Here is a 26,212-nt window from a genome sequence, read left to right as displayed (position 1 = left end):
GTGAAATTCCAAGCAGTTGCCCCTGTAGTGCCGGCATAATTGTTACCAGCTAAGTCTTTAATTGCACCGGCAGCAATTTCAACGTAGTAATCAGTACCTGCTACCAAGTCAGCAGTCGGATTAACTGTGACATTAGAGCCGCTAACTGTGACATTGGCTGAGGTGACATCAATGGTTTCAACAACTGAGTTATCGGAGACTTTCTTGATAACCAGATTGCCAGTGCCTTTTTGTACGGCTTCACTCAAGTTGACTACTAAATTAGCTGTAACTGCAACACCAGTGGCGTTGTCGGCGGGTGTGAAAGTGGCAGTAGGCGGTGTGGTTTCTAAAACACCTGTGGCTCCGAAAACTCCCAGATAATTATCAACGGTGGTACCGCTTGTTTTACTGACGGTAATGCTTTGCAGCGTTTTGGCTGGGTTGGGATTGAACATGAACCCGAATATGGCGGGATCGTTGACATTGGCATAAGCTGTTCCAGTTGTATCAGGGCTCCGATCCATTCCGTCGATGAGATAGTAACTGGACGATGTTTCGGTAATTTCATTAAACCAGTCGAAAACTGTGGCTGCGCCTGTCCCAGTAGTGCCATCGCTATAGTTAAATGTCACCTGCATCCCAGCGTTGCCATTTGTACTGGTGGCGAACAGGTGGATTTCTGAATACTGGTTGGGCGTAACTGCGAAGGTAAAGGATGTGCCGTTAGTTGTGAGGACTTTGGCGTTGTTGCCGTTATTGGTGTTGTTGTAGCCTAGCTGAACGTCTGGATGGTACGCATTCGTGGCGAAAAAGCCGTTGTCGGGTAAACCGTTCCCATTAGCACCACCTTTAAATGTTGCAAAGGACTGAGTGATTAGGGTATCTATGGCAGTCCCTGAGCTACCCAGTGGGTTTTGTGTGGTGTCTGTGACTCCTCCCGTGTAGTTGATAATGACATCGCGATCGAATACTGATGTGAGATCAAATTGAACGGCTGTGGCTAAAACACCGGCATAGGTTGCCATTGCTTCGCTGGACAACGCAAGGGAGGCTTCAATTGAACCGGTGGTTTTTTCCAGTTCCCAGTCGCCCCCTAGTGCTGCATTACCGGTCTTATTGGTGGATGCTGTTACATCTGCCCCGGTTATTTCGCTGAGGCGCTTTACGAAGTTTTCTCCAACTTCTCCCGCTGCTACGTCGCAGCCATAAAGTAGGATATCGCCATTTGCTGTCAGGGCATTTCCCCACTGTTTTAGCTGATTGCTGAAAGTTTCTAGGTTATTCTCATTGAGTACGTCAGCACCGAGTTTTAAACTGCCTCCGCTCCCGTGAGAAACTATATGAACTGCTTCAATATCTTTTTGATCTGCCAAGGCGTTAGTAATTTGGTCGATCGCGCTGAAATTTTCCTTTAAAATGACAACTTGAGCGCCATTGATGCCTTGAATCAGGCTTTGATAATCCTCTACATAAGAGTCTACGAAAATAATTTGCTTGTTCGCGGTTGATAAGTTCATAGTTGCTGAAATCCTTTATATTTATCGTTTACATCCCAGTCCGGCAGGAGTGAAAATCCCCGCCTCAAAGCTTAAGTTCTCGCTATGAGGAATGAATAATTTATTAGTCCTATTGCTCAAATCAATCGGGCGGTAGAATTGTTAGCCCGTTCCCCTTTTTCACGGGAAATGAACACAAAAAACTCATTGTCTTCGCTCATAGCTGACAACATTCGATCGACTTGCGCCCCCCCAGGGCGATCGTCATAGCAGTGTGAAAATCTGATTTTGGCGCAATAAAGCCACGAGCAAAGTAGAACCTGAGCGAGGTAATCCTGAGCTGAAGTGAACTTTCACTGACCTCGGGTTGGAATGGGCTCTATAACTTAGATGCCACTTGAATGTATCATACTAAAGGCAGATTTTATACCATTTTTTATTATTTAATATTTCGCAACACAACATCCAGATTTACGATATCTTTACAATTTAGACATCGTGGGTTGGCTTTCCCTATCTCTAATCATTGCTTCGGGCCCCTGCCTCTGTAAAGTCGGAAAAGTCGGATCGTAAAGTCGGAAAAGTCGGATCTTTGTGATGAGTAAATAATAAGGTTTACGATATCTTTACAATCTACACATCGCTGGGTTAATTACTTAGGTATCTTAACCGCAGATGTCAGCGGATATACGCAGATATACGCAGATGGACGCAGATGGACGCAGATGAAGAGATGTTATTTGATGAGTTCTTCTAGGGATGGAAAAAGCAATTTTTCTGCGCTCACTTTTTCGCAATCGCAAGGCTGTTGATTTGCGGATATTGCTGATACTTTTCCTAGCAGCAATTGGATGCTTTCGATTAGCAATGGTAGAGTTAATAAAATAATTGATGCAGAGACTAGCAAGCTAATTAAACCGTCAGCCCAATTCCAGTGCAGCCACGCCACGGCGATCGCCGCTAAAATTACTCCAACCGACGAAAATATGTCTGCCACGGCGTGCAGAAAGGCGCTTTTGAGGTTCAAGTCGCCGTGACAGCAGGAATGCAAGCAGCAAGCATTGATCGAGTTGATGCTTAAACCGACTATGGCCGTAATTAACATCGGCAGCCCTTCTACTTCGGGGGTTGGGGACAGCAAACGGGCGATCGACTCTGCTGCAATCCAAAGGGCGATCGCAACTAAACTGATACTATTAATCAAAGCAGCAATGATTTCTGGGCGGGCGGGCAGGATGCCCACCCCACAGGAAGACTCACTGTTGGCTTCACAGGCATCTTGCTTGTTCTTAACAATAGTGCCAATGCCCACCCCACTAGAAAATGCACTGTTCGCTTCACAGGCATCTTGCCTGTTCTTGAGAATACTGCCCGATTTCAATTCGATCGTACAATCTACGGATTTACTTTTGCGTTTGACTGAGGAGTACCAAGTGGCGGTTAAAGTTATTGCTAAAGCTGCTACATCTGAAAAAACGTGACCCGCATCTGCTAGTAGGGACAAACTATGAGAATTAAGTGCGGCGATTAACTCTGCTACAAAAAAGCTGCTAAGCAGTACCAATGCTGTTTGTAAAAGTCGCACTTTGCCAATTCTGGGATTTATATTCTCGCATTGTGCGATATCCTTGGCGTTTTCAGAGTCAAAATTGTCCGTAACTGGAAATGTCATGCAGCAGTCCTTAAGGTTAAACTCGATTTTAAATTAAACATTAAATTAACTATCAATGACCGATTATATACCAAATCCGCACCAAGATCCGGAAAAATTGAGCGCAAATTCCCCAAATTCTGGAATAAGCGATCGTCCAATTACCCACAATCAGCCAAATATTTTAACAGGGGAATCTTGGGTTGATTTGCGGCTGTACAACCAATCAAAGTTCGATCGGGGAAAGCCCGGTTGGCTAATTTTGCTGTGGTGGTTCGTGCAGGCGATCGCATTTCCTCTCACTCCACACCCTTTTAACAGCATCAGAAGGGGCCTGCTGCGGTTATTTGGAGCGAAAATAGGTCGCGGTGTACTCATTCGCCCCACGGCTCGTTTTACCTATCCTTGGAAAATTGAAATCGGCGATTACAGTTGGATCGGAGATGATGTTGTATTGTACAGTCTCGATCGAATTGCGATCGGCAAACACTGCGTAATTTCTCAAAAAAGCTACCTCTGCACCGGCACTCACGACTCCCAAGACCCAGCCTTTGGCTTAATAACAGCATCTGTTACTATTAACAACGGCGTTTGGATTGCCGCCGACTGCTTCATTGGCCCTGGTGTCGAAATCGGTGCTAACGCTTTAATCGGAGCTCGCAGCAGCGTCTTTAAAAATATGCCTGCAGGCTTTATTTGCACGGGAACACCTTGTCGTCCCCGCTGTCAGCGAGAAATTAACAAAAGTTGGTAAGAGACATTGTACCGGGAAACTAAGCAACTTTACAAGCTTGCTGCCGAACAGGAATTTCAATGACGAATTCTATTCCCTTTCCTGAGACAGGCTGGCAGTATAATCGACCTCCATGTTTTTCAACGATAATTTGGTAACTGATAGATAACCCCAATCCAGTTCCTTTACCGATAGGTTTGGTAGTAAAAAATGGATCGAATAGCTTCGGTTCAATGCTTTCGCAAACTCCCCGACCGTTGTCACTAATATAAATAGCCACCCAATTATCGTCAATTACTTTTGTAGAAATTTGAATGCGGCTCGGGTGTTGTTTGATTTCTGCAAAGGAACGATCCTGATTCGATTCATCTAAAGCATCAATGGCATTGGAAAGAATATTCATGAACACTTGATTTAATTGTCCGGCATGGCATTCTACTGGTGGAAGCTGACCGTACTTTTTTACTACTTCAATTTCAGGATGCTCTGGTCTTGCTTTTAAACGATGATGCAGGATGGTGAGTGTACTATCAATTCCTTCATGAATGTTTACAGCTTTCACCTCTGCCTCATCCAGACGAGAAAAGATTCGCATTGACTTGACAATCTCCTGGATGCGCTGCGTTCCTAAGTTGATTGAGTTAAGGACTTTGATAAAATCTTCCTCCACAAATTCCAGTTCTATTTCATCCGTTGCTGCTTGAATCCGAGGGGTGGGATTTACATAATCTTCTTGATATAGGTGTATAATTTTTAGTAAGTTATGAGCGTACTCTTGGGCATAACCCAGATTGCCAGAAATGAAATTTATCGGGTTATTAATTTCATGAGCAATGCCAGCAGCCATTTGCCCTAAGCCGGACATTTTCTCGCTTTGAATTAACTTAAGTTGCATTTGTTGTAAATCTTCATAGGCTTGGCTGACTTCTAAAACTTTTTGCTCCAACAATGTATTTTGTTCTGCTAATTTCTCAGTTAGAACATGAAGCTTTAAATGCAGCTTGACGCGAGCTAAGACTTCCTCCTGTTGGAAGGGTTTGGTAATATAATCTACAGCCCCAAGCTTAAACCCCTCAACTTTATTAGCGGTATCCGAGAGAGCAGTCATGAATATAATGGGAATCTGCTTAGTTTCTGGATTAGCCTGTAATCGACGACAGGTTTCAAATCCATCGATCTCTGGCATCATGACATCTAGCAAGATTAGATCGGGTAGAGCATATTTAACTCGTTCTAGTGCCATTTTTCCAGATTTGGCAACCCGAACTTCAAATCCTTCTTGGCTTAAGGCATCAGATAAGACACCCAAGTTAGCTGAATTGTCATCAACTATAAGAATCGTACTATTTGCTTGAATTTTTGAATAATTCATAAACCTTACTTGTAGGACTGAATAAACGTTAAAATCTCTTCGTCTTGAAAGTCTTTTGCCATCTGATGCAATCTTTTAGCAAAGGGAATGTATTTGGTATCTATTTGTTCAAGTAATACCGCCTGCTTAACTATTTCTAGGAAATTTCCTTCCCTGGCAAGCTGGTATAGCCTTTCCATTTCTTTAGTTGGCGGGGCAATTAGCTCGCTGGTGTCTGAGGCGATCGCCTGTGGCTCTTCATTAGCTTCATAAACCCATTCCAAATCCAGATACTGTTGTAATTTTTGCAGGAGTGCTGTTGCCTGAACAGGTTTGGGAAGAAACGTATTGCCTCCTGCTTCTAAACTTCTGTATTGATCGGTTTCAAATACGCTGGCAGAAGAGACAATAATGATGATGTCTTTTAATTTTTCCGATTCTCTAACCCGCTTAATTACCTCGAAGCCATCTAGTTCGGGCATTAGTAAGTCGGTAACGATTAAATCTGGCTGTACCTCCAGAATTTTTTCCCAGCCTTCCTGCCCGTCGTTCGCTTCAGACACCTCAAAGCCGATCGGACTGAGCAAATTGTTAATTACCGAACGGTTAGCCCATTTGTCATCAATCACCACAATCTTAGGTTGGCGGTCTTTGATGCCGATAATCTGCCCGCGATGGTCGATTTGAGAAGTTTTCACCCATTCATCGGCTTGAGATAGATTGACATCAAACCAGAAAATACTGCCAACATTCATCTCACTTTGAACCTGAATGGTACTGCCCATCAGTTCTACAATCCTTTGGCTAATTGCCAGTCCCAATCCCGTACCTTCGGTCTGCCGCCTGCGATCTCCTACCTGCTCGAAGGGCTGAAAGATAGCTTGGAGTTGATCTTGTGCAATGCCGGTACCTGTATCGCGTATTTCAAAGCGAATTTTTCCTTCTGCTGCAAAACTTACTGTAAAAGTAACGCTGCCCTCATCCGTAAATTTAATAGCGTTGCTTAAAAGATTAATTAACACTTGTCGCAAGCGTTTTTCATCCGCACGAATACCGACCGGGAGTTCGGGGCTTGATGGAAAATGGAAGTGAATTCCTTTTAGTTCAGCTCGGATACGACACATTTCTGCGACACCTTGCAGGAACGCCGGGAAATGAAAATCCGTGGGCATGAGTTCCACTTTCTGCGCTTCAATCTTCGACAAATCGAGAATATCATTGATTAAGGTCAGTAAATGCGAACCGCACTGATAAATGACATCAATGCGCGATCGCTCTTCTTCATTCAAGACTTTGGAACGCTGAAGAATCTGCGCGTATCCCATAATGCCGTTAAGCGGAGTTCGCAACTCGTGGCTCATGTTGGCAAGAAATTCACTTTTTGCCCGACTTGCTGCTTCCGCTGCTTCCTTTGCTTTTGCTTGTGCGATTTCTGCTAGTTTGCGATCGTGGATATCGATACAAGTGCCAACCCACTCCCGGAGGCTGCCATCTTCATCCAGAAGTGGCACCCCTCTAGCTTGGAAATAACGATAGTTTCCATCTGTTCCGCGCATTCGATATTCCATCTCAAACAGGTTTTTCGTTTGCACTGCTTCCATCCACACCTGAACTGTTCGTTCGCGATCGTCCGAGTGGATTGTATCTAACCAGCCAAAACCCACCCCCTCAGCTTCGGTTTGTCCGGTGTAAGCTCTCATACTCGGTGAATTCTGGCATCTTCCTTCAGCATCCGTTGTCCAGACAATTTGGGAAATGGCAAGGATTAGCGATCGATAGCGTTCTTCGCTTTGTTTGATCGCATCTTCGGCAAGTTTGCGATCGTGGATATCGGTGCAAGTGCCAACCCACTCCCGGATGCTGCCATCTTCATTCAGAATGGGTACTCCTCTAATTTGAAAATAGCGATAGTCTCCATCCGCTGCACGCATTCGATATTGTGTGTCATACAGGCATTTCGTTTGCGCTGCTTCCATCCATACCTGAGCCGTGCGTTCGCGATCGTCCGGGTGAATTGCATCTAACCAGCCAAAACCAACCACTTCGTCTACGGTTTGTCCAGTGTAAGCTCTGAAAGTTGGTATATCTGGGCATCTTCCTTCTGCATCCGTTATCCAGACCATTTGGGACGTAGCAGCGATTAGCGAACGATAGCGTTCTTCGCTCTGTTTTAGAGCATCTTCGGCTTGTTTGCGATCGCTAATATTTCGTGTTATGGCGATGATGCCGAGGATATTACCATTAGCATCCCGCCAAGGAGCTTTTGTAGTTAAAAAGGTTGTAGACGTTTCATCATCAGAAGAGATATCTTCCTCGTAACTCTCAGTGATTCCTGCTACCATGACTTGGCGATCTTTTGCCATCATTGCATGGGCAGTGTCAGGCGACATTAATTCGAAATCATCTTTGCCGATGATTTCCTCAATGGACTTGCCTAGGAAGTTTGCCACATTGGAGTTAATGGCAACATAACGCCCTTCGGTATCTTTAACCACAATGATGTCTGGCGTACTTTCCAAAATAGAGTTTAGCAGTGCATTGCGATCGCGCAGAGCTTCTTCAGCTTGTTTGCGATCGTTAATGTTTCGTGCTATGGCGATAATACCGAGAATATTGCCTTGACCGTCCCGCCAAGGGGCTTTTGTGGTTAAAAAAGAAGTGTTTTCTTTACCATTGAAAACATCTTCTTCGTAGCTTTCAGTAATGCCTGCTTCCACGACCTGGCGGTCTTTTGCCATTATTGCAATGGCGGCAGCAGGGGGAAGGAGTTCCGAATCATCTTTACCGATAATTTCCTCAATGGGTCTACCGTAAAAGGATTTTGCCACAAAGGAATTAAGGGCAACATATCGGCCTTCCCGGTCTTTAACAACTATTATGTCTGGCGTACTTTCCAAGATAGAGCTCAGCAAGACGTTGCGATCGCGCAGCACAGCTTGCTGTTCGCGCAGAGCTTCTTCAGCTTGTTTGCGATCGGTAATATCTGTATTAGCTCCAATCCATTCGCGAATTGAACCATCCGCGTTCAGAATTGGTACACCACGACAACTCATGTACCGATATTCGCCGTCATAGCGGCGCATACGTAATTCATCTTCATAGAGCGAGCGATTGGCCACGGCAGCCGACCATATACTACCAACATGAGCGCGATCATCTGGGTGCATGGCATCTAGCCAGCCCCATCCTTTATACTCCTCAAATGTCTGTCCTGTAAATGCACCTAAAGTAGGTTGTTCGCTGGCCAATTCGCCATCAGCATTACCGATCCAAATAATTTGAGCGGTAGCTTCGATTAAAGAACGAAATCGTTCTTCACTTTGTTTGAGGACATCTTCTGCGGTTTTGCGACCGCGAATATCCCGCGTAATAGTGGCAATTCCTACGGGTTCATTAGTCTCTGAATGTTTAATCAAAAATAGGGTGTAATCTACCAGGATGGGTTGACCTGTCTGGAAATGTCTGAAGCGGAAATCGCTCCGCCAACTTCCGTCTTGCATGATTGCAGGCATAATAGACTGCTGTACAAAGTCCAGATCTTCTGCAATAAAGAAGTCGGTCATGTGTTTGGTTTTGGCTTCCTCCAAACTACTGAGCCCCACCAAATCCAGACCCGCCTGATTCACTAGCATCGGGCGACCATCCATTGAGGCAACGCCAATAAAGTCACGGCTGTTCTCGATCGTGGTAGCAAGTAATTGCCGTTCTTCCTCTGCTTTTTTGCGATCGCGAATATCTCGCACAATAGTAGAAACAAACTCGACTTCACCCGCTGCGGTTTTGTGGACGATTAAAACCTGGGAAACTGGAATTTCTTCCCCATCCCGTGACAAAAATAGGGTTTCACCAGCCCAACTACCCTCTCGCAAGGCGGTGGGAATTATTTCGTTGTGGAACTTTGCTTTTGCCGAGGTAGCTAATACAGAATCTATAGTAAACGGCGATCGTGCTTCCTCTGGAGACATCCCCAGCATTTCCTGTCCGGCTTGGTTGAGATAGACGCTATGCCCAGCCGCATCCGCAACTGCTACTAAGTCGGAAGTTGCTTCCAAAATTGCCGTCAGCCGTGCCTGCTTTTGTTCTGCCCGCTTGCGATCGGTAATTTCAATTACAATCCCACCAAGACCAAAAACGATGCCATTTTCATCGAACAAAGGATAGTAAGATGCTTGCCAGTAGCGCGCGATGCCCGGTTCTTTCGGCGTTTCACCCACTAATTCACAGTCGAGAATTGGCTTGCCCGTATCCAGAATGCTTTGCAGCATTGGTTCCACAGTCGGAGCGAATTCTGGCAGCACTTCACGCACTGACCTACCAATATGGTCTGCCACACAAACGCCATTGATCTGAGCCAGAACTTCGTTAATTTGGACATAGCGGAGTTGGCGGTCAAAAATCAGCATTCCGGCGTTGGCACCTGCAAAAAAAGCGTCGAAGTGAGCCTGTCGCAATGCCTGTGCTGTTGTGCTCTCTTGCTGTGGCCGTTGGTTTTTATCTGGTGGCAATTTGCTCATGTTGGCTCGTGCATTTCAGCTATAATTCTAGAACTTATTTCCAATTGTGCGATCGCAAGGTTTGCCTTTTTTCCTATTTTGGTACTGAATAAAACGTTCGCTGGCGCGATCGTTAGGCTTTCAATCTGCGATATATTATGTATCTCTTGCCATACTATATTCCCTTAATTATTCGGATGTATGGCCAAGTATTTCTATTTTTCATCAATTCTATTGCCAATCAATCCTATCGCTAGAACATTGGTAAAAACTCAACCTAGGGAAGCATTTGTCAATCAGCAATTATGCTCAGCATTGACTCGGATTTTGGGTGCAAAACTTAGATTTGGGCGATCGAGGAATCACGGCGATCGGCATATTTTTGCCCGCCTACCCCCAAATCGCCAATTTTCCACTCCTAAACCAGCAGTATTTTCAGTAAAATTACGGATTGACAAATGCGATTAAGTTCTAGTTTGTCCCCCATGTCAGTAGAATTCCAAGTAGTTTTGGAACGTTATCAATTTTAGCTAGATCCGTTAAATTTTCACTTAGATATACACAAGACGGACGCAACTGGCAGAGTAATAGCAATATCTCTCCCACCAGTTAAAATAATTGTAATACTTGGATATTTGACTTGTCCACTTAAATAGTCATTGAATAATCCCTGCTTAAGTCGATCGCGGGACTTCAAAAAAAAATAGTGGAGAGTATGATAAACTCGAATCGAGTTAATGTTGACTAAAGTTAGTAGAGTGTCCGCTTTAATAATAGATGAGTTGGCTATCGGAACGAGAAAAAGTGGCACACTAACCGCAGGTCTGCGAAGACCAGTATCCGAAAAATTGGCAAGAGGGATAACTCCGTAGTATGAAAAACCACATATCTATCTAACGACTTCACTTTTTTCAGCCGAAAAACAGGTTAAAATTTACGATAACGAGTTCAGTATTTTATTTTTACATTTGGCACTGAGGACTTTTTTTACTACTCCCCTTAAAAAATGACCGAACAAAAAACATTATCACCTGAATTTCAACTGAATACAATAACAGAAGAAGTATGGACACAGGTATCGCAAATATTGACAGCCACCCTATTTAAAATAGGTGAAAATCCTGTATCGCTGCAGTCACTGGTAGAACTGATTGTACTGTTTCTTGCTATCCTGGTCATAGCACGATATTTCACGAACTTCCTTAAAGAAAGCTTGTTGGTAAGACTGGGAATTGACGAGGGTAACAGGGAAGCAATCGCAGTAATTATTGGGTATTTAATAGTAGCTTTTGGAGTAATATTCGCCATCCAAAGCATCGGCTTCAACCTCGCTTCTTTTGCAGTAGTTGCGGGGGGACTGGGAGTCGGAATTGGCTTCGGAATCCAAGATTTAACAACTAATTTTGTCAGCGGTTTAACGCTACTTTTAGACCGACCCGTGAAAGTCGGAGACTTTGTGGAATTAGAAGGATTAATGGGAATAGTCAAAAAAATCTCGATTCGATCGACCATCATCCAAACCACTGAGGACTCCAGCGTCATAGTTCCCAACAGCAAAATGATTAGCAACAAAATTGTTAACTGGAGTTACGAAAACTCCCTACTCTGTCTGCGAGTTCCCGTAGAAGTAGCCGAGAATAGTAACCCGCTGTTAGTGACAGAAACTCTGTTAAATATTGCTTACGCGGAAGCCGGAGTTTTGTACGAACCGAATCCGAAAGTATTGTTTGTCGAGTTTGGCGATGATAGTTTTAAATTTGAACTTTTAGTTTGGACGGACAGGCCGATTGAAAGAGAATTTATTACAAGTTCTTTAAATTTTGCAATTGAATACAATTTTCGCCATCTAAAAATTGACTTTCCGTTCAATGACAGAGAAATTTATTTGCAAAACCCCGAAGTTCTGTTGTCCATGTTCAACCAAAAAGAAACTGTAACTGACATCCCGAACCGTTACTCCAAAAATAAACAAAAACTGCCAATTTTGGAAGATAAACTGAAAAAGTCATCGTCCCTTAGCTGTTTGCTGCGTGAGGTGGAATACTTTGAAAATCTGACGGAGATTGAATTGCGGCAATTGATTGAAGTTGGATACCGCAAACGGCTGCGATCGCAAGAATATTTGTTTCACGAAAACGACCCCGGAGATGCTTTTTACATGATTCTTTCAGGTTCAGTAGAAGTTTTTGTGGAAGCTATTAACAAACACCTGAATAACCTCGGTACGGGTCAGTTTTTTGGGGAACTTTCTTTGATGTTGGGAATTCCGAGAACTGCTTCGGTAAGAGCTTTGGAAGAAACAATTTTGTTTGCCATCAATAAAGAAGGTTTCCAAAAAGTTTTAACCGAACGACCGGATTTATACGAACAGATTATTAAAGAAATAGTCAAACACAAAGAAGAACTCAGCGAGAGACAAAAATTATTGCGAGAAATGGAATTGGTAGATGCAGAAGAAGAGGATGAAAATCCTGTAGAATGGGTGAGAAAACGGCTAAAAAATCTATTTAGTGTTTGAAATAATTTATATGACGCGATTTATTCACGATCTTTTTGCCAAAGAATACCTGGAGGAATTACTGTCGCCGCTCGGAACGGTTAATATCGGCCGCGATGTGACTTCGGAAGTCCGAGAAATAGATGTTTACTTCACTCCCAGTACCGCAATTCCAGAATACTCAGACACCCTGGGATTGTTGGGAAAAATGGCAAGCACAACTGCAATTTTTGAACCGTTTCGCAATCCTGCCAACGTCAGCGAAATTTGTAGCTGTCTGGGCAAGTTATTGGACGTGCGAGGTGAATTGGAGCGAAAATTTAGGAGAGAAAATACTCGCTATGATGATTCTCAGTTACCAAAACTGTGGATTTTGATGCCCACAGCATCGAAAGCATTGGTAGATAGCTTTAATGCTATACCAGACACAGAGAATTGGATGCAGGGAATTTATTTTTTGGGGGAATCTTTGCGGACTGCAATTGTGGCGATTCACCAGTTGCCAGAAACTCCAGAAACCCTGTGGTTGAGGATTTTGGGCAAAGGGGGAGTGCAGCAAAGGGCTATTTCCCAATTAAGCGCTTTAGCAACAGACGATCCGTTGCGGACGATCGCGCTAGAATTGCTGTATCGGTTACAGTCAAATTTAGTAACCGATGCGCCACAAGGATTAGAGCCAGAAGAGCGGGAGTTAATTATGGCCATTGCACCACTTTTTCAACAACAAATACAAGCAGCACAGCAACAAGCTAGAGAAGAAGGACTAGAACAGGGACTAGAAGAAGGATTAGAACGAGGAATAGAACAAGGACTAGAACGAGGCAGACAAGAACAACAGCGCTTAATCTTAGAAAACTTTTTGCGAGTTAGATTTGGAGAATTAAGTCCAAAAATGACAGTATTTCTATCTCCAATATCCAAGTTGGCGGCGGCGGAGTTTACAGTTTTGTTGCTGGCAATATCGATGCTAACCGTCGATGAATCGGGGCGGGAATCAGCGGTTAAATTGTTAGCTGAAAGTGCGTTGCAAATCCGATCGCCTGAATTGGGCGCTCTTCTGCCTACAGTCGTTACTAATTTATTGGCATTGCCTGTAGCAGAATTGACATTGTTTGTAGAACAACTGCCGCAGTTATCGGCTGATGAATTGAGGGACAGGTTCGGAAAAACACCTGACTAAAACCTGCGATCGCAGCCATACAGGGATCTCGCTCTTTATGGCTGCGATAATTCTCACATAAAATTCCTAGATTCTGTCGATCGCACTTAGGAATTGGACTGCGGGCCTAAAATCAAGTGCAGCAGAGCGTCGATCAGTCGATCGCGCTCCATGGGGATAATATCTTTGCCGTGCATCATATGCTGCGTTAATTGGAAATATACCAGCGATCCGATAAAAATCCGCGCCGTTGCCTCCGGATCGGGCAATTTTAACTCTGGATGCGATGCAAAATATTGAGTAAGCCGCTCAATACCCGGTTTAGCTAAGTTTTTCACAAAAGTCTGCGCTAGCTGGGGAAAACGCCCCGACTCCGCAATCACTAGCCTCACAAAATTCAGGAATTCAGGTTCCTGCGTCACCTGCTCTAATAGATTGGTGGCAACGAATCGCAGCGCTACGGCGGGTTCTTCATCCAAAACTGTAAAATGGACTTTTTCTCGCGCCAGCCGCTGTACTAAGGCCACGAATAATCCTTCTTTATCTGCAAAATAGCTGTAAACCGTGGCTTTGGAAACTCCCCCCGTCTTCGCTACCTTGTCCATACTCGTGCCCGCGTAGCCGTGGGCTAAAAATTCTTGCATCGCACCTTGGAGGATTTGCTCGCTCTTGTCACCTCCTGTTGCGTCTGGTTCGATCGGTTTTGTCCTTGCCATACCTTGCTTCTGTAATTTTTATTTGGGCTCTTGACATCATTATACTGAACGGTTTAGTATTAAGACATATCAGAACTAAACGGTTTAGTTTTATTCCTCAAAAAGAGGTATGTCATGGTACACCAACCAACAGCAGACGGCTTATCCTCAACTCCATCCCTAGTTAAACAACTCCTAGTTGTAGCAGCAGTAGCAACCCTGGGGGCAGCGGGAACCACAGGCTACACAATCTGGCGATCGCGCATACCCGACTCCAACGCAGTAGCCGCCGCCGCCGCCGTCGCAGCATCCCAATTAACCACAGTTACAGCCTTGGGGCGACTGGAACCCAGAGGAGAAGTAATTAAAGTCTCCGCCTCCGGTGCGGCGGAAGGAAACCGGATCGATCGACTTTTGGTGAAAGAGGGAGACACAGTGAAAACAGGTCAAGCGATCGCAATTTTGGACAGCCGCGATCGCCTGCAAGCCGCCCTCGACCAAGCTCAAGAACAAGTGCGCGTCGCCGAGGCAAACCTAGCAAAAGTGAAAGCCGGAGCCAAAAACGGCGAAATTCAAGCCCAAAAAGCGGCTATTAGCCGTTTATCAGCCGATCGCAGCAACGAGATCGCAGCGCAACAGGCGATCGTTGCCCGTCTAGAAGTCGATCGCAGCACCGAAATTGCAGCGCAACAAGCCACAATTGCTCGCATCAGGGCCGAACAACAAGGTGAAATTCAAACCCAACAAGCCACAATTGCCCGTCTGCAAGCCGAACTCCGCAACGCCATAAGCGAGGATCGGCGGTACTCCCAACTCTATGAACAGGGAGCAATTTCCGCCTCAACTAGCGACAGCAAAAGCCTCGCCGCCGAAACCGCCCAACAGCAACTCAACGAAGGAAAGGCAAAACTGAATCAAATTCAGCAATCGCGCCAACAGCAAATCAACGAAGCCCAAGCCAAATTGAATCAAATTCAGGAATCCCGCCAACAGCAAATTAACGAAGCCCAAGCCAAACTCAGCCAAATTCAGGAATCTCGACAACAGCAGATTAATGAAGCAGCGGCAAATCTCGATCGTATCGCCGAAGTGCGTCCCGTTGACATAGCAGCAGCAGCCGCCGAAGTCAGTGCCGCCACGTCAGCAGCCAAACAAGCCAAAGCCAATCTCGATCTAGCTTACATCCGTGCTCCCAGAGACGCTCAAGTCCTGAAAATTCACACGCATCCGGGGGAAAAAGTGGGAAACGACGGCATTGTCGAACTGGGACAAACTCGCGAGATGCTAGCTGTTGCGGAAATCTACGAAAGCGATGTGGACAAAGTACGCCTCGGACAAACCGCCAAAATTACTAGCGATGCTTTGACCGGCGAATTGCGGGGAACTGTCGAACATATTGGTTTGCAAGTGCAGCGGCAAAACATTGTTAACACCGATCCTTCTGCGAATATTGATGGTCGAATTGTGGAAGTAAAAGTGCGCTTAGATGCAGCTTCCAGCCAGAAAGTAGCGGGATTAACCAATTTGCAAGTCAAAGTGGCGATCGGCGAAATTAAAGATTAAGAAGACTTAAACCACCGGGTCGCTTTCTTCAATCCAAAATCCAAAATCTCAAATCTAAAATCCTATGATTGGACTCATAAAACCCTTACAACAATTAAGACGCAGAACTTCCCTCGGATGGCTGCAACTGAGTCACGACAAAGGCCGAATGGCCGTTGCAGTAGCAGGAATTGCCTTTGCTGACGTTTTGATGTTCATGCAGTTAGGCTTTCAAAACGCCCTTTACACCAGCAATACGCGCCTGCACCAAACCTTGCAAACAGACTTAGTTTTGATTCACCCCCAAGCGCGAAATTTGATTAATTTGTCTTCCTTCCCCAGGCGCAGATTGTATCAAGCAATGAACGTACCGGGCGTGAAATCAGCCGAGCCGCTTTACGTGAAAATTGCTAACTGGAAAAATCCCGGAACTCGGCGCGAAACGTCGCTGATGGTGGTGGGTTTCAATCCCGATCGCCCTGCGTTTGCGCTTCCAGAAGTCAACCAAAATTTGAGCGCGATTAAACTGCCGGATACCGTGTTGTTCGATCGAGCTTCTAGGGGAGAGTACCAAGGGACGATCGCACAAATCGCTGAAGGAAAAGCCGTTAAAGCTGAGGTCGAGCGGCGCACGGTTAACGTCAGCGGTTTATTCACAGTTGGAGCATCTTTTGCCGCCGACGGTATTTTGATGACTAGCGATCAAAATTACCTGCGCCTGTTTCCCAGACAAAACGCCGCGAGTGTTAATGCCGGATTAATTCAACTGGAACCGGGTGCTGACCCCGTGGAAGTTCAACAAGTTTTGAAAGCATATTTACCGCCGGATGTCAAGGTACTAACCAAACAAGAATTTATCGATTTTGAGAAAAACTATTGGGCTAAGAATACTGCGATCGGCTTTGTATTTAACTTAGGCGTCGCGATGGGTTTTGTAGTTGGTGTCATTATTGTTTATCAAGTTCTCTCAACCGATGTCAGCGACCACATGGGAGAATACGCTACTTTCAAAGCGATGGGCTACCGCAATGTTTATTTACTCGGCATCGTTTTTGAAGAAGCTCTAATTCTTTCCGTCCTCGGTTTTTTGCCCGGAGTAGGAGTCTCTGTCGGACTCTACTCTTTAACTCGCCAAGCCACAAATTTACCTTTGTACATGACGCTGATTCGAGCGGTTGCAGTCTTAATCTTGAACGTAATTATGTGTACTATTTCTGGAGCAATTGCCACTCGCAAACTGCAAGCAGCCGACCCGGCAGATATGTTTTAAGGGAAAATAAATAAGAGAGTCTGAAGAGGCTAAAGTCCTGACTACCAACATATTTTTTGTAATCCTTCTCTTATTTTTCCTCTGCATTGTCGGCGACGAAAGCGGTTTATTAGACTTGAATTGCCAACTATCTTGAACTCCATCTGCGGTCATCTGCGTTCATCTGCGGTTTCCCTCTTACATCAAAGATTTAGGCAACTTTATCTCTTAATTAAATCTCCAACCTCAAACCAATAACTTATGAATTCTACTACTCTCTACCCAACAACCAACCCATTACAGATTGCTGTACCTGTAGTTTCCGCGCACCAACTCGACCACTACTTCGGTCAAGGTCAACTGCGAAAACAGGTACTTTTTGACATTAATCTCGAAATTAATGCAGGTGAAATTGTGCTGATGACTGGGCCTTCCGGTTCGGGAAAAACCACGCTTTTAACTTTGATTGGCGGACTGAGATCCGGTCAATCGGGAAGTCTCAAAATTCTCGGTCAAGAAATGTGCAAAGCCAGTTCAGACCAATTGGTAAAGGCGCGACGCAAAATTGGCTATATTTTTCAGGCGCACAACTTGCACCGCAGTTTGACGGCGCTGCAAAACGTGCAGATGGGTTTGGAAGTTCACGGCAATTTGTCGCGTTCTCAAATGCGCGATCGCTCTGCAAAAATGCTAGAGTTAGTAGGACTGGAACAGCGGATTAACTATTATCCAGATGACTTGTCGGGAGGACAGAAACAAAGAGTTGCGATCGCCCGCGCTTTGGTCAGTCAACCGCAAATTGTTTTGGCTGACGAACCCACAGCCGCCCTGGACAGCAAATCCGGTCGAGAAGTGGTGAATTTGATGCAGCAACTAGCCAAAGAGCAGGGTTGTACTATTCTGTTAGTCACTCACGATAACCGTATTTTGGATATTGCCGATCGCATCGTTCACATGGAAGATGGAAAATTAGCCTAATTTTTTAATTCCCGAAGAATAGACATCACCCATAAATCCCTCATTTTCAATTTTGGATGTCAAAATTTAATCCAAAATTGCCCAACCCCAATCTAAACTCGTCCTGGGACTGTTCACTAATTTCTAACAACCAATCCGGGGCGGTCAATCCCCAAATTTTGCAGGTACATTGCTTCGAGTTTGGGCATCGACGATTCTACAGAACCGCCATAACGCCGAAAAGAAGGCCAGATGTAAGCGAGTTTTCTGACTGCTGGCTCCAATCGCCCCGCTTCTATATCTTCTAATGCACCTTTTTCTCGGATTAACTCTATAGCCATCCAATCTTGATTTTGGGGGCTGAAATCGCGGACGCCAAATTTTTTGGCAAATCTGTCCCAAGTGGTGCTGAGAAACTGATATCGCCCCGCAGCGTCGGAACAGAGTTTTTTGCCGTAGCGGCGGCCGCACCTCATTTCCCTGGGGTGATCTTGAAAGCTGACAAATTTTGTACCGGTGTACTGGGTGCGGTAGCCGTCGGGGCTAGCGGTTCCTTCGGCGGCTGCGATGGTGTCGAGAAAGGCTTTGACTCGACGTTCCGGGCCGATGCTATCAAGTTTGCTATCCTGTGTGGGAGCTGGTGCATTCAGGGTTGCAGTTTCGGGTTGTCGATCGCGCTCGATGTTATCCTCTCTTTTGTCTGGTGAATCGATCGCCGCAACTTCCGGCAGACGTTTCGGGGTAGGCGAGCTTTCTGCCGAGACAGATTGTCCCCACAGTCTCGGCGTCATTCGACCTAAGAAAAAGCACAAACAGATTAAAAAACCCCAAGAGAGTTGAAAACGAAGGCGTTTAAAGCGATTCCGGCGCAGAACCGGCCACCGGTGAAGGGGGAGTGTTGCGGGCAAAATTTTCGTTTGCTGACCGAAGGCGAACAGCGATTTCAGCGCTACCAAGGTTTGCTTGTAAAAACGCGGTGGAAATTTCCGAACTCTCATCGCTGCGGCGAAAGTCTCCACATCTGTCAGAGTAACTTGTGCCAGCGGTTTTGCGACAAACACTCGAAAATGGTTGGCCGCCTGCCAGCTAAAGCGCCGGTTGCGGGGGGATTTGCGGTTTACCCACAGGCGAATTAGCTCCATGTCTGACATAGGGAGCAGGTGGCGTCCCAGATGTTTTGATGCGTACAAAAGTACCTCCTGATATCAGTTCAGGTTGAAATATCCCAGTTTGTGGACTTGAGATTGGTTTCACCGTTGAAATTGGGGACTAGCAAGGAAACAAATTTCTTTCGGGGCGATCGCAAACTTCAAATTTTTCGGTGATCACCGAAGGGTAGGAACAGGGATCAAGATAAACTGATTTCAACCATATCCAGTGATACTACTAAGTGTTCGCCCGGTCAAGTTCGCGGGCAGATTTGGCGATGGGTTGAGTCTAAAATTTAGTGATTCCACAGGCCTGGCAGTCCCAACTGACATAGGTTTCAAGGTGCTGGCATCCGGCTGGCTCAAAAGCGAGCGATCGCATTTTTTGTATCCAATATTAAGAATTCTGTCGGTGTTTGGACGCGGAGGACTCCTCAGCTTGAATGCTGAGCAAATTTTTGCGTTTTGCCAGCATCAGGGAACCGTAGCGATTAGCCCAAACTTGAGTAAACTCAGCACCTAAGAAGAGAATCTGAGCCGAATAATTGATCCAAAGTAAGATAATCACGAACGAGCCAGCAGCACCATAGGTAGAGGCAATACCGCTACCTCCGAGGTAAATTCCAATTAGGGATTTGCCGATCGTAAACAACAAGGAGGTGATAGCAGCGCCGATCCAAACATCGTTCCAAGCCAGATTAACATCGGGCAATAGTTTATAAATTAAGGCAAACAGCATCGTGACTACGCCAAAAGAAATGGCAAAATCCACGATCTGCCAAATGCCGACGGGTAAGTGCAACCAGCCGTTTAACCAATAGCTGACGGCTGCTAAAATGGCGCTAATTACCAAAGAAACTAGCAGTAAAAAGCCGATCCCTAAAATCATTGCAAAAGACAGTAGGCGGTCTTGTAAAAAGCCCCAGATACCGCGTCCGGGAGGAGGTGAAACATTCCAAATAGTATTGAGGGCTTCTTTAAGATTAGTAAACACGTTGGAAGCGCCCCACAAAAGTGTAGCGATGCCGACTAGAGTAGCAATCATTCCCGACTTGGGTTCGGAGGCTTTGAGGATGAGTTCTTGGACGGTTTGGGCGCCATCTTTGCCGATTAGACTTTGGAGTTGGGCGACAATTTGACCTTGGGCTGCGTCTGGGCCAAAGACTAAACCGGCGATCGCAATCACGATAATTAGCAGCGGGGCGAGGGAGAAGACTGTGTAATAGGCTAGGGCGGCGGCTAGGGTTGGCGCTTTATCTTCTTGCCATTCAGTAAAAGTTTCTTTGAGCAGCGATATGACTGTTTTTAAGTTCACGGCATTTGGTTTCCTTATACTTATCGTCCACCAAGGGATTGTAATAGGTTAAGAGTTTTTTAGCCTCAGCCACAAGATAGATTTATCGATTAGCAAATTCGGAAAATTACTTTTATGTCAGATTCCCACACAACTGTTAACAGCACCGATGTAAAGTTGTCCAAAAAAGCAATTTCTTGGGCAAAACTGAGCGCATTAGTAGCGGTGGCCAATTTTTTGCTGGTACTTTTTCATTTCAGTTACCTTCAGTTGCGCCCTGTTTATCAGAGCTATTTTCCGGGTTTAGTTAAAATTTATGACCCGATTAAAGGCATTGATTCGAGTTTGCCAAATCCCGAATATTTGAAAAGCGCCGACCAGTTTTGGCGAATTGATGCGTTGTTTATCGGTTTTTTTGGGGCGGAATTTTTGATTAAAAGTCTGTTTCACACCCGCCGTAAACCGGGGGTAACTTGGTTTGATTTTGTGCTGAGGCGCTGGTACGAAGTGTTTCTGGTAATACCGATTTGGCAGGGGTGGCGGATTCTGCCGGTATTGGTGCGGCTGCACAAGTCGGGTTTGGTGAATCTCGATCGCGTAGTTGCTCAAATTACCTACGAACCGGTGGCTTATTTAGCCAATACGATGTCGGAATACATGATGGTGCGGTTTATCAATCAAGCTAAAAGTTCGATCGAACAGGGCGACGCGGCGCAGATGTTGCTGGCGCAGCAGCCATACCTTCACGTCAATCAGGAAAATACGATCGAACAAATTACCAAGCGGATTTTGGATCTGACAATTTACAAAGTTTTGCCGCAGGTGCAACCAGATTTGGAAGAATTGCTGCACCACAATTTGGAAACAACAATCAAACAGTCGGATTTCTATCAAATCCTGCAAACTTTATCTCCGATTAATATTTTGCCTGCTGAGATGACGGAACAGCTAGCGAATTATTTGGCTCAAACTGCTGTGGATGTAGTAGCTACTACTTATGAAGACGATAAAGGTCGAAAAATTCTCGATAATTTCAGCCAAGAATTTAATCAAAGTTTGCGGCGGGAATTGCAAGATGAGAAAACTCTCGGGGAATTGCAGTCGCTGCTGTCGGATTTGTTAGAAGAAGTGAAGTTGAATTACATTCAAGGCGGGTTGAAGTCCGATCCGGTGCAGACTTTTACGGAAATTAATGCGCTCCGGGAAGTAAGGGAGAGTTGATACAGCAATGAGTTCCGGTTTGGTAAATTAGATGCTTTTTTTTAACTCACATCTTGCACCATTGTCAAGAACAGGCTTTTCGGCCTGTTCCACAAGAGATGAATTTTATTGTGGAACAGGCCGAAAAGCCTGTTCGCAAGATACCTCTTCCACAAGAGATGAATTTTATTGTGGAACAGGCCGAAAAGCCTGTTCCTAAACAAGTAATTGAGAATGGTGCAAGATCTCAGTTAAAACGAACCGCGAAGACGCCAAGGGTGCGAAGGAAGACAAGAGAAAGAGTTCACAAGTTCTACGGGTAAGGTGCGCAATGCGCACCTACGAATACGGGTAGTGGGGATATCCGCAATGTCTGGCGCTCAATATATCTCAATCGCCAGCTAAAATTAAATAATTAACTTAAAACATCTATCGTATTAGATATCTATCTTGAACAACCTTACTTGCCTGGAAATAGAAGTCGCCGAAACAGTGCTGAGATTAGCAATGTTGCTGGGCTTAACACTTGTAATCGCCTTTTTTGTGGCATCAGAACTAGCATTAGTATCAGCCGATCGCCATCAAATCCGCCAACTCGCCCACTTGGACGATCGCCCAACCGCTAAAACTGCCGAACTCGTCCACCAAGCTCAGAACAACATACCGCATTACCTGTCTGTGACTCAAACTGGCACAACAGCAGGGAGTTTGCTGTTGGGTTGGTTGGGTGAGGGAGCAACTGTACACTGGATCGAACCGTGGATCGACAAATTGCCGATCGGTCATTTGCCGGCGATGCTGACTGCTCATTCGATCGCAGTTCCCGCAGCTTTTATCTTAGTAACTTACGTAGAAATAGTCTTAGGAGAACTAATCCCCAAAGTATTAGCAACCCACGCCCCAGAACGCACCGCTTTGCTGCTGATGCCAGCCCTCGAACTCTGCTCAAAAATACTGTGGCCGCTGCTAGCAATTCTCAACGGTACCGTGCGGCTGCTGACCGGTTGGATTACCAGTAAAGAGTCTCAACCGCTGCTGTTACCTTCCGAGGCAACTATCCTGCAAAAAGATGCTCATTCGGCACTAATTTCTGGTCTATGGGAAGTGACAGCAGTTAACGAAAAACTCGGGTTAAACCTGCCGACCAACCAAGCTTACCAAACCATCGCCGGATTCGTGATCCACAATTTAGGTAAAATGCCCAATCAAGGCGATCGGCTATTGTGGGGCGAGTTAGAAATAGAAGCAGAAAATGTAGTAGAAGGCAGTTTAGAAACAGTGCTGCTGCGTCAGGTAACTCGTCCTTTGTTTGAGACTCAGCAGCCAGAACTCGTGTTGAATTAAATTACCGTTTTTAATGGGAGTAATATCCCCGTAGGGAAACGGCACTGCCGTCTCCTCTTACGGACACGATAGGGAAATGGTAGGGAAACGGCACTGCCGTCTCCTCTTACGGACACGGCAATGCCGTGTCCCTACAGATATCGCCTACAATCGACCCAGCTTGATATCAATTCAATCCTGAGTTAGGTTGTAATTAGTCGCTCAGTGCGACAACCTACCAGAAATCGGCAAATTGCATAAAGCACAGTTTATGAGGTGGATATGCTAAAAACACTTTGGGCTACTGTTCGACAAGGGAAAATTGAACTGCTGGAGTTATCAGAATTACCCGAAGGCGCAAAAGTATTAGTAACACTCTTACCTGATGAAGAAACTGAGTTTTGGCTTCAAGCGAGTCAAACATCACTAGATACAGTTTGGGACAATACTGAGGATGATGTTTACGCCCAGCTACTCTAAACATGACCTAGTTTTGGTTAGATATCCATTTTCAGACTTGTCTAGTTCTAAGGTAAGACCAGCTATTGTTGTGAGTGTGCCGCACGTATCTCAAGACATTATGATTGTGCCATTGACAAGCAAAACTGCATCCTTACTGGAGGGTGAGTTCGTACTTGCTGAATGGTCAACAGCCGGGTTAAATGTGGCTACCGCAGTCAAGCGAGGTTTGTATACAGTGCATGAAAGCTTGGTTGTAACGACGATTGGCAAATTAGCGGATTCTGATGCTGAGCGAGTTGAGCAATTTCTTCGAGGTTGGTTAGGGTTGTAGTGCAGCTATACAGTATAATATTTCCTGTTTGTCGGGTTTCGCATAAGAAGGGCAATCGCGCAATGCCGCAGCTTGTCCATCTTCTCCCCGAAAGATTGCCAGCCACTCTCCGTCCAGCGATCGGGCTAAAACAGTGTTAGGTTGTAATTAGTCGCTCAGTGGGACAATGTACCAGAAATATGCCAATTGCATACAGTATACTTTATGAGGTGGATATTCTGAAAACGCTTTGGGGTAATGTTCGACTAGGGAAAATTGAACTGCTAGAGTCATCATAGTAGTTAAGAAATATTAAAATGCGATGTAGTCATGCAGAAAGATTGGGATAATTGATTACTACAAGAAATCTGTAGTGGATCGTATTGAAATATAGGAGCGAAAGAGCAAAGCGAAAAAAGGAAAGTATTACAATTAAAAGCAACGATTATTCATCTGAGTTTGAGAGAAAATCCAAAGAGAGTTATCCGATGCAAAAAAGTGTCGATGAAAATAACATTAACCCAGGAGAACAGCTAAGGGAATTTATTAAAAAACTTTTCCCTGCTGATGTCAAAAATGACTCCTTTATTTCAAGAATTGATTATATTCTGCAAGCTGATGGAGAATTAATAGATTTAGTTTACAATAGCACCATCAACTATGTATTGAGACGACTGATAGTAACCGCTGATTATTTTCAAAGGAAGTGTAAAAAAGAGGGTAAAGGAGATGAAAAATTAATCACTGATTTGAGAGCTTTCCTGAAGGATGATATGCGCTTCCCGGAAAAGCCTATTGAACGAATTATTTTCTTACTTCGTCAGTGTTTGGATAAGAGAAATGCACAGGTAGCAGACAGCACTAAACATAACATAAGAAAGAGAGCCAGAGATAATAATAAGGCTTGCTATATCTGTGGCGGCGAACTGGACTTTGATACCAGAAAAAAAAACTCATACAACGGCGACGAACTGGACTTTGATACCAGAAAAAAAAACTCATACAACTTGGCCGAAGTGGAGCATAAATGGCCGCAAACAATGGGCGGTGCAAGTGATAATTTTAATCTTGAAGTCGCTTGCTCAACTTGTAATGGTAAAAAGTCAGATCATATAGATGCTAGCGATTTTCATTATGAAAAGATATGTCTCGTAAGTGATGAAAACGATAAACACTTTTCGACGGAGATGAACAGGCAATATGAATTGGCTTTATGGGCTAAAAGAGAATTTAAGTGTTCTATTTGTGGAAAATCAGCAGCCGATGCGGGAAAGTTAAAATTTGGACGCAAAAATCCCAATGATAGTTGGCATTTCTTAAATATAGAGATTTTTTGCGAAAAACATCACAAAATAAGGGGATAGTTATGACTGAACACAGGTGTTATTTTGGCAGTTTAATATCACAGCGCACAGATGAAAAGGTAACTCGTTTTTTTGTTTTTAATGCACGCGCAAAAGATTTGAAAGAGTGGTTGGGGATTCGACGAATAAAAGATGTCAAAAAAGGAGCGCAGCGTGTACTAAGAAAAGCTAGAGCTAGTGCAGTTACAAAATTTATAGAGGCTAGTTCAATCAATACAATTCCTAATAGTATACTTATAGCTTTTGATCCAGGCAAAGCAAAGTTTACCTCTTTAAATACAAAAATTATCGAAAGTATTATTCAAACAAATAGTTCATTAGAAAAGCCTGTAAACATATTAAATGGCTGTGATAATCAACTCAATTGGGGAATTATTGAGTTTTCATTTGAACGCAATGAACAAGAGGATGCTAAACCAGCACTTATTGTAGACGGACAGCACCGTCTTTATGGTATGTCTGATTTTGATAAAGAGGATTTACCAATAACTGTTGTTAGCTTAATAGATGCTACTCGTCAAGAACAAGCTTTCCAGTTTATTGTAGTAAATAATAAAGCAGTACGAGTTTCAGCCGAAAATGTCAAATCTATTGTTGCAGATTTTAATGAAGATGAACTTGAGACACGACTTGTACGAGCGCGTGTTAAATATGGTGATAAGCCACTGATACTTGCGTCTCTCAATGATTCTCCATCAAGCCCATTTCAAAATTTATTAGATTGGTCTTATAACAGAGAGATTACAGACGAAAATGCGCTAGTGCCAATTACTGCAATAGAACAAACAATCCGATATATTCGTAAGTCATTTACAGTGCTTGAAAATGATGAAGATTCCTTGATCGAGTTTTTCTGTGCCACCTGGAGAGCGGTGAAAGGAAATTACCCAGAGCTTTTTGGAAAAAATAATCAATTTATGACGAAGGCAAATATTAGTGCTTTCAATGAGTATATCACTGACCGATTAGTATATTTTTGGGAGATGGATTTACTAGATGTATTTGAAAGTGATGAAATTGAAGAAAAAGTGTTAGATATCATTAAACGTTTACCTAAAGAATTTTGGCTAAAAAATTGGGAGCTTAGAATTCAAGACACTCCCTATTTTAGAGACATCATAAAAAATGATTTAAAGACTATAATTACTAATTCAAAATTAGGCAAGGATTGGATGAATGGTTTAGAGTTGATTGAAACAGAGGAATAGAGAATGTCCATATATTTGAAGCACTTCTTTTGCCCTTAAAAATCAAGTTCCAATTGTCTAACTAATCGATCGGGCTGGGCGAGCCGCTCCCCGCCCAG

General features: G+C 44.4%; 19 protein-coding genes. 12 read left to right on the top strand and 7 right to left on the bottom strand.

Annotation, left to right across the window (positions count from 1 at the left end):
- Both QUA99_RS05565 and QUA99_RS05560 read right to left on the bottom strand, forming a co-directional pair.
- On the bottom strand, positions 1-1,499 hold a 1,499-nt coding region (locus tag QUA99_RS05565), incomplete at its 3' end, for a DUF4347 domain-containing protein (RefSeq protein ID WP_333460307.1).
- A gap of 715 nt (positions 1,500-2,214) precedes the next feature.
- Positions 2,215-3,150 (bottom strand): cation diffusion facilitator family transporter, encoded by a 936-nt coding sequence (locus QUA99_RS05560; protein WP_333241275.1) that lies wholly within the window; start codon positions 3,148-3,150, stop codon positions 2,215-2,217.
- 55 nt (positions 3,151-3,205) lie between these two features.
- Between QUA99_RS05560 and hpsU the strand changes: the two genes are divergently transcribed.
- Positions 3,206-3,883, top strand: a complete 678-nt coding sequence (hpsU, locus tag QUA99_RS05555) for a hormogonium polysaccharide biosynthesis acetyltransferase HpsU (protein ID WP_333241274.1) — start codon at positions 3,206-3,208, stop codon at positions 3,881-3,883.
- Positions 3,884-3,902: 19 nt separating this feature from the next.
- Here hpsU and QUA99_RS05550 read toward each other — a convergent pair whose 3' ends face one another.
- Together QUA99_RS05550 and QUA99_RS05545 are read right to left on the bottom strand one after the other, a co-directional pair.
- Positions 3,903-5,234, bottom strand: coding sequence for a response regulator (locus tag QUA99_RS05550; protein ID WP_333241272.1), 1,332 nt, complete (start codon positions 5,232-5,234; stop codon positions 3,903-3,905).
- A 5-nt stretch (positions 5,235-5,239) separates the two neighbouring features.
- Positions 5,240-9,727 (bottom strand): PAS domain S-box protein, encoded by a 4,488-nt coding sequence (locus QUA99_RS05545; RefSeq protein ID WP_333241270.1) that lies wholly within the window; start codon positions 9,725-9,727, stop codon positions 5,240-5,242.
- 985 nt (positions 9,728-10,712) lie between these two features.
- Here QUA99_RS05545 and QUA99_RS05540 point away from each other — a divergent pair.
- Both QUA99_RS05540 and QUA99_RS05535 read left to right on the top strand, forming a co-directional pair.
- Positions 10,713-12,224: a mechanosensitive ion channel domain-containing protein gene (locus QUA99_RS05540; protein ID WP_333241269.1), complete on the top strand. Its 1,512-nt coding sequence runs from the start codon at positions 10,713-10,715 to the stop codon at positions 12,222-12,224.
- Positions 12,225-12,234: 10 nt separating this feature from the next.
- Positions 12,235-13,383 (top strand): flagellar assembly protein H, encoded by a 1,149-nt coding sequence (locus QUA99_RS05535; RefSeq protein ID WP_333241267.1) that lies wholly within the window; start codon positions 12,235-12,237, stop codon positions 13,381-13,383.
- A gap of 86 nt (positions 13,384-13,469) precedes the next feature.
- On the opposite strand, the gene QUA99_RS05530 is transcribed toward QUA99_RS05535, so the two are convergent.
- The gene (locus QUA99_RS05530) at positions 13,470-14,078 is read right to left on the bottom strand and encodes a TetR/AcrR family transcriptional regulator (protein WP_333241266.1); all 609 of its coding nucleotides are present in this window, start codon (positions 14,076-14,078) and stop codon (positions 13,470-13,472) included.
- Between the two features lie 114 nt (positions 14,079-14,192).
- On the opposite strand from QUA99_RS05530, the gene QUA99_RS05525 reads away from it, so the two are divergent.
- The 3 genes from QUA99_RS05525 to QUA99_RS05515 all read left to right on the top strand — a co-directional run bounded on the left by QUA99_RS05525 (position 14,193) and on the right by QUA99_RS05515 (position 17,826).
- Complete coding sequence (locus QUA99_RS05525) at positions 14,193-15,620, top strand: HlyD family efflux transporter periplasmic adaptor subunit (protein ID WP_333241264.1); 1,428 nt, start codon at positions 14,193-14,195, stop codon at positions 15,618-15,620.
- Between the two features lie 64 nt (positions 15,621-15,684).
- Positions 15,685-16,869, top strand: a complete 1,185-nt coding sequence (gene devC, locus QUA99_RS05520; RefSeq protein WP_333241262.1) for an ABC transporter permease DevC — start codon at positions 15,685-15,687, stop codon at positions 16,867-16,869.
- Positions 16,870-17,109: 240 nt separating this feature from the next.
- Entirely contained in the window at positions 17,110-17,826 is a 717-nt protein-coding gene (locus QUA99_RS05515; protein ID WP_333241261.1) for a DevA family ABC transporter ATP-binding protein, read from the top strand.
- 116 nt (positions 17,827-17,942) lie between these two features.
- Here the strand turns inward: QUA99_RS05515 and QUA99_RS05510 are convergent, their stop codons facing one another.
- Together QUA99_RS05510 and QUA99_RS05505 are read right to left on the bottom strand one after the other, a co-directional pair.
- Positions 17,943-18,956 (bottom strand): glycoside hydrolase family 104 protein, encoded by a 1,014-nt coding sequence (locus QUA99_RS05510; RefSeq protein WP_333241259.1) that lies wholly within the window; start codon positions 18,954-18,956, stop codon positions 17,943-17,945.
- A 394-nt stretch (positions 18,957-19,350) separates the two neighbouring features.
- Complete coding sequence (locus tag QUA99_RS05505; RefSeq protein WP_333241258.1) at positions 19,351-20,268, bottom strand: YihY/virulence factor BrkB family protein; 918 nt, start codon at positions 20,266-20,268, stop codon at positions 19,351-19,353.
- A 114-nt stretch (positions 20,269-20,382) separates the two neighbouring features.
- On the opposite strand from QUA99_RS05505, the gene QUA99_RS05500 reads away from it, so the two are divergent.
- The 6 genes from QUA99_RS05500 (at position 20,383) to QUA99_RS05475 (ending at position 26,114) form a co-directional block, all read left to right on the top strand.
- Complete coding sequence (locus QUA99_RS05500) at positions 20,383-21,468, top strand: hypothetical protein (protein ID WP_333241256.1); 1,086 nt, start codon at positions 20,383-20,385, stop codon at positions 21,466-21,468.
- Between the two features lie 429 nt (positions 21,469-21,897).
- Positions 21,898-22,791, top strand: coding sequence for a CNNM domain-containing protein (locus QUA99_RS05495; protein WP_333241255.1), 894 nt, complete (start codon positions 21,898-21,900; stop codon positions 22,789-22,791).
- A gap of 261 nt (positions 22,792-23,052) precedes the next feature.
- Positions 23,053-23,250, top strand: a complete 198-nt coding sequence (locus QUA99_RS05490) for a hypothetical protein (RefSeq protein WP_106333869.1) — start codon at positions 23,053-23,055, stop codon at positions 23,248-23,250.
- Positions 23,225-23,563: a type II toxin-antitoxin system PemK/MazF family toxin gene (locus QUA99_RS05485; RefSeq protein ID WP_333241253.1), complete on the top strand. Its 339-nt coding sequence runs from the start codon at positions 23,225-23,227 to the stop codon at positions 23,561-23,563. The genes QUA99_RS05490 and QUA99_RS05485 overlap by 26 nt, the downstream gene beginning before the upstream one ends.
- Before the next feature lie 467 nt (positions 23,564-24,030).
- The gene (locus QUA99_RS05480) at positions 24,031-24,906 is read left to right on the top strand and encodes an HNH endonuclease (protein ID WP_333241251.1); all 876 of its coding nucleotides are present in this window, start codon (positions 24,031-24,033) and stop codon (positions 24,904-24,906) included.
- Positions 24,907-24,908: 2 nt separating this feature from the next.
- Positions 24,909-26,114, top strand: a complete 1,206-nt coding sequence (locus QUA99_RS05475) for a DGQHR domain-containing protein (RefSeq protein WP_333241250.1) — start codon at positions 24,909-24,911, stop codon at positions 26,112-26,114.
- Positions 26,115-26,212 lie beyond the last annotated feature (98 nt).

Source organism: Microcoleus sp. F10-B2, assembly GCF_036704965.1.
Lineage (GTDB): Bacteria > Cyanobacteriota > Cyanobacteriia > Cyanobacteriales > Microcoleaceae > Microcoleus.
The sequence above is the reverse complement of the archived record's forward strand: the minus strand, read 5'-3'. Positions and strand labels throughout refer to the sequence as shown.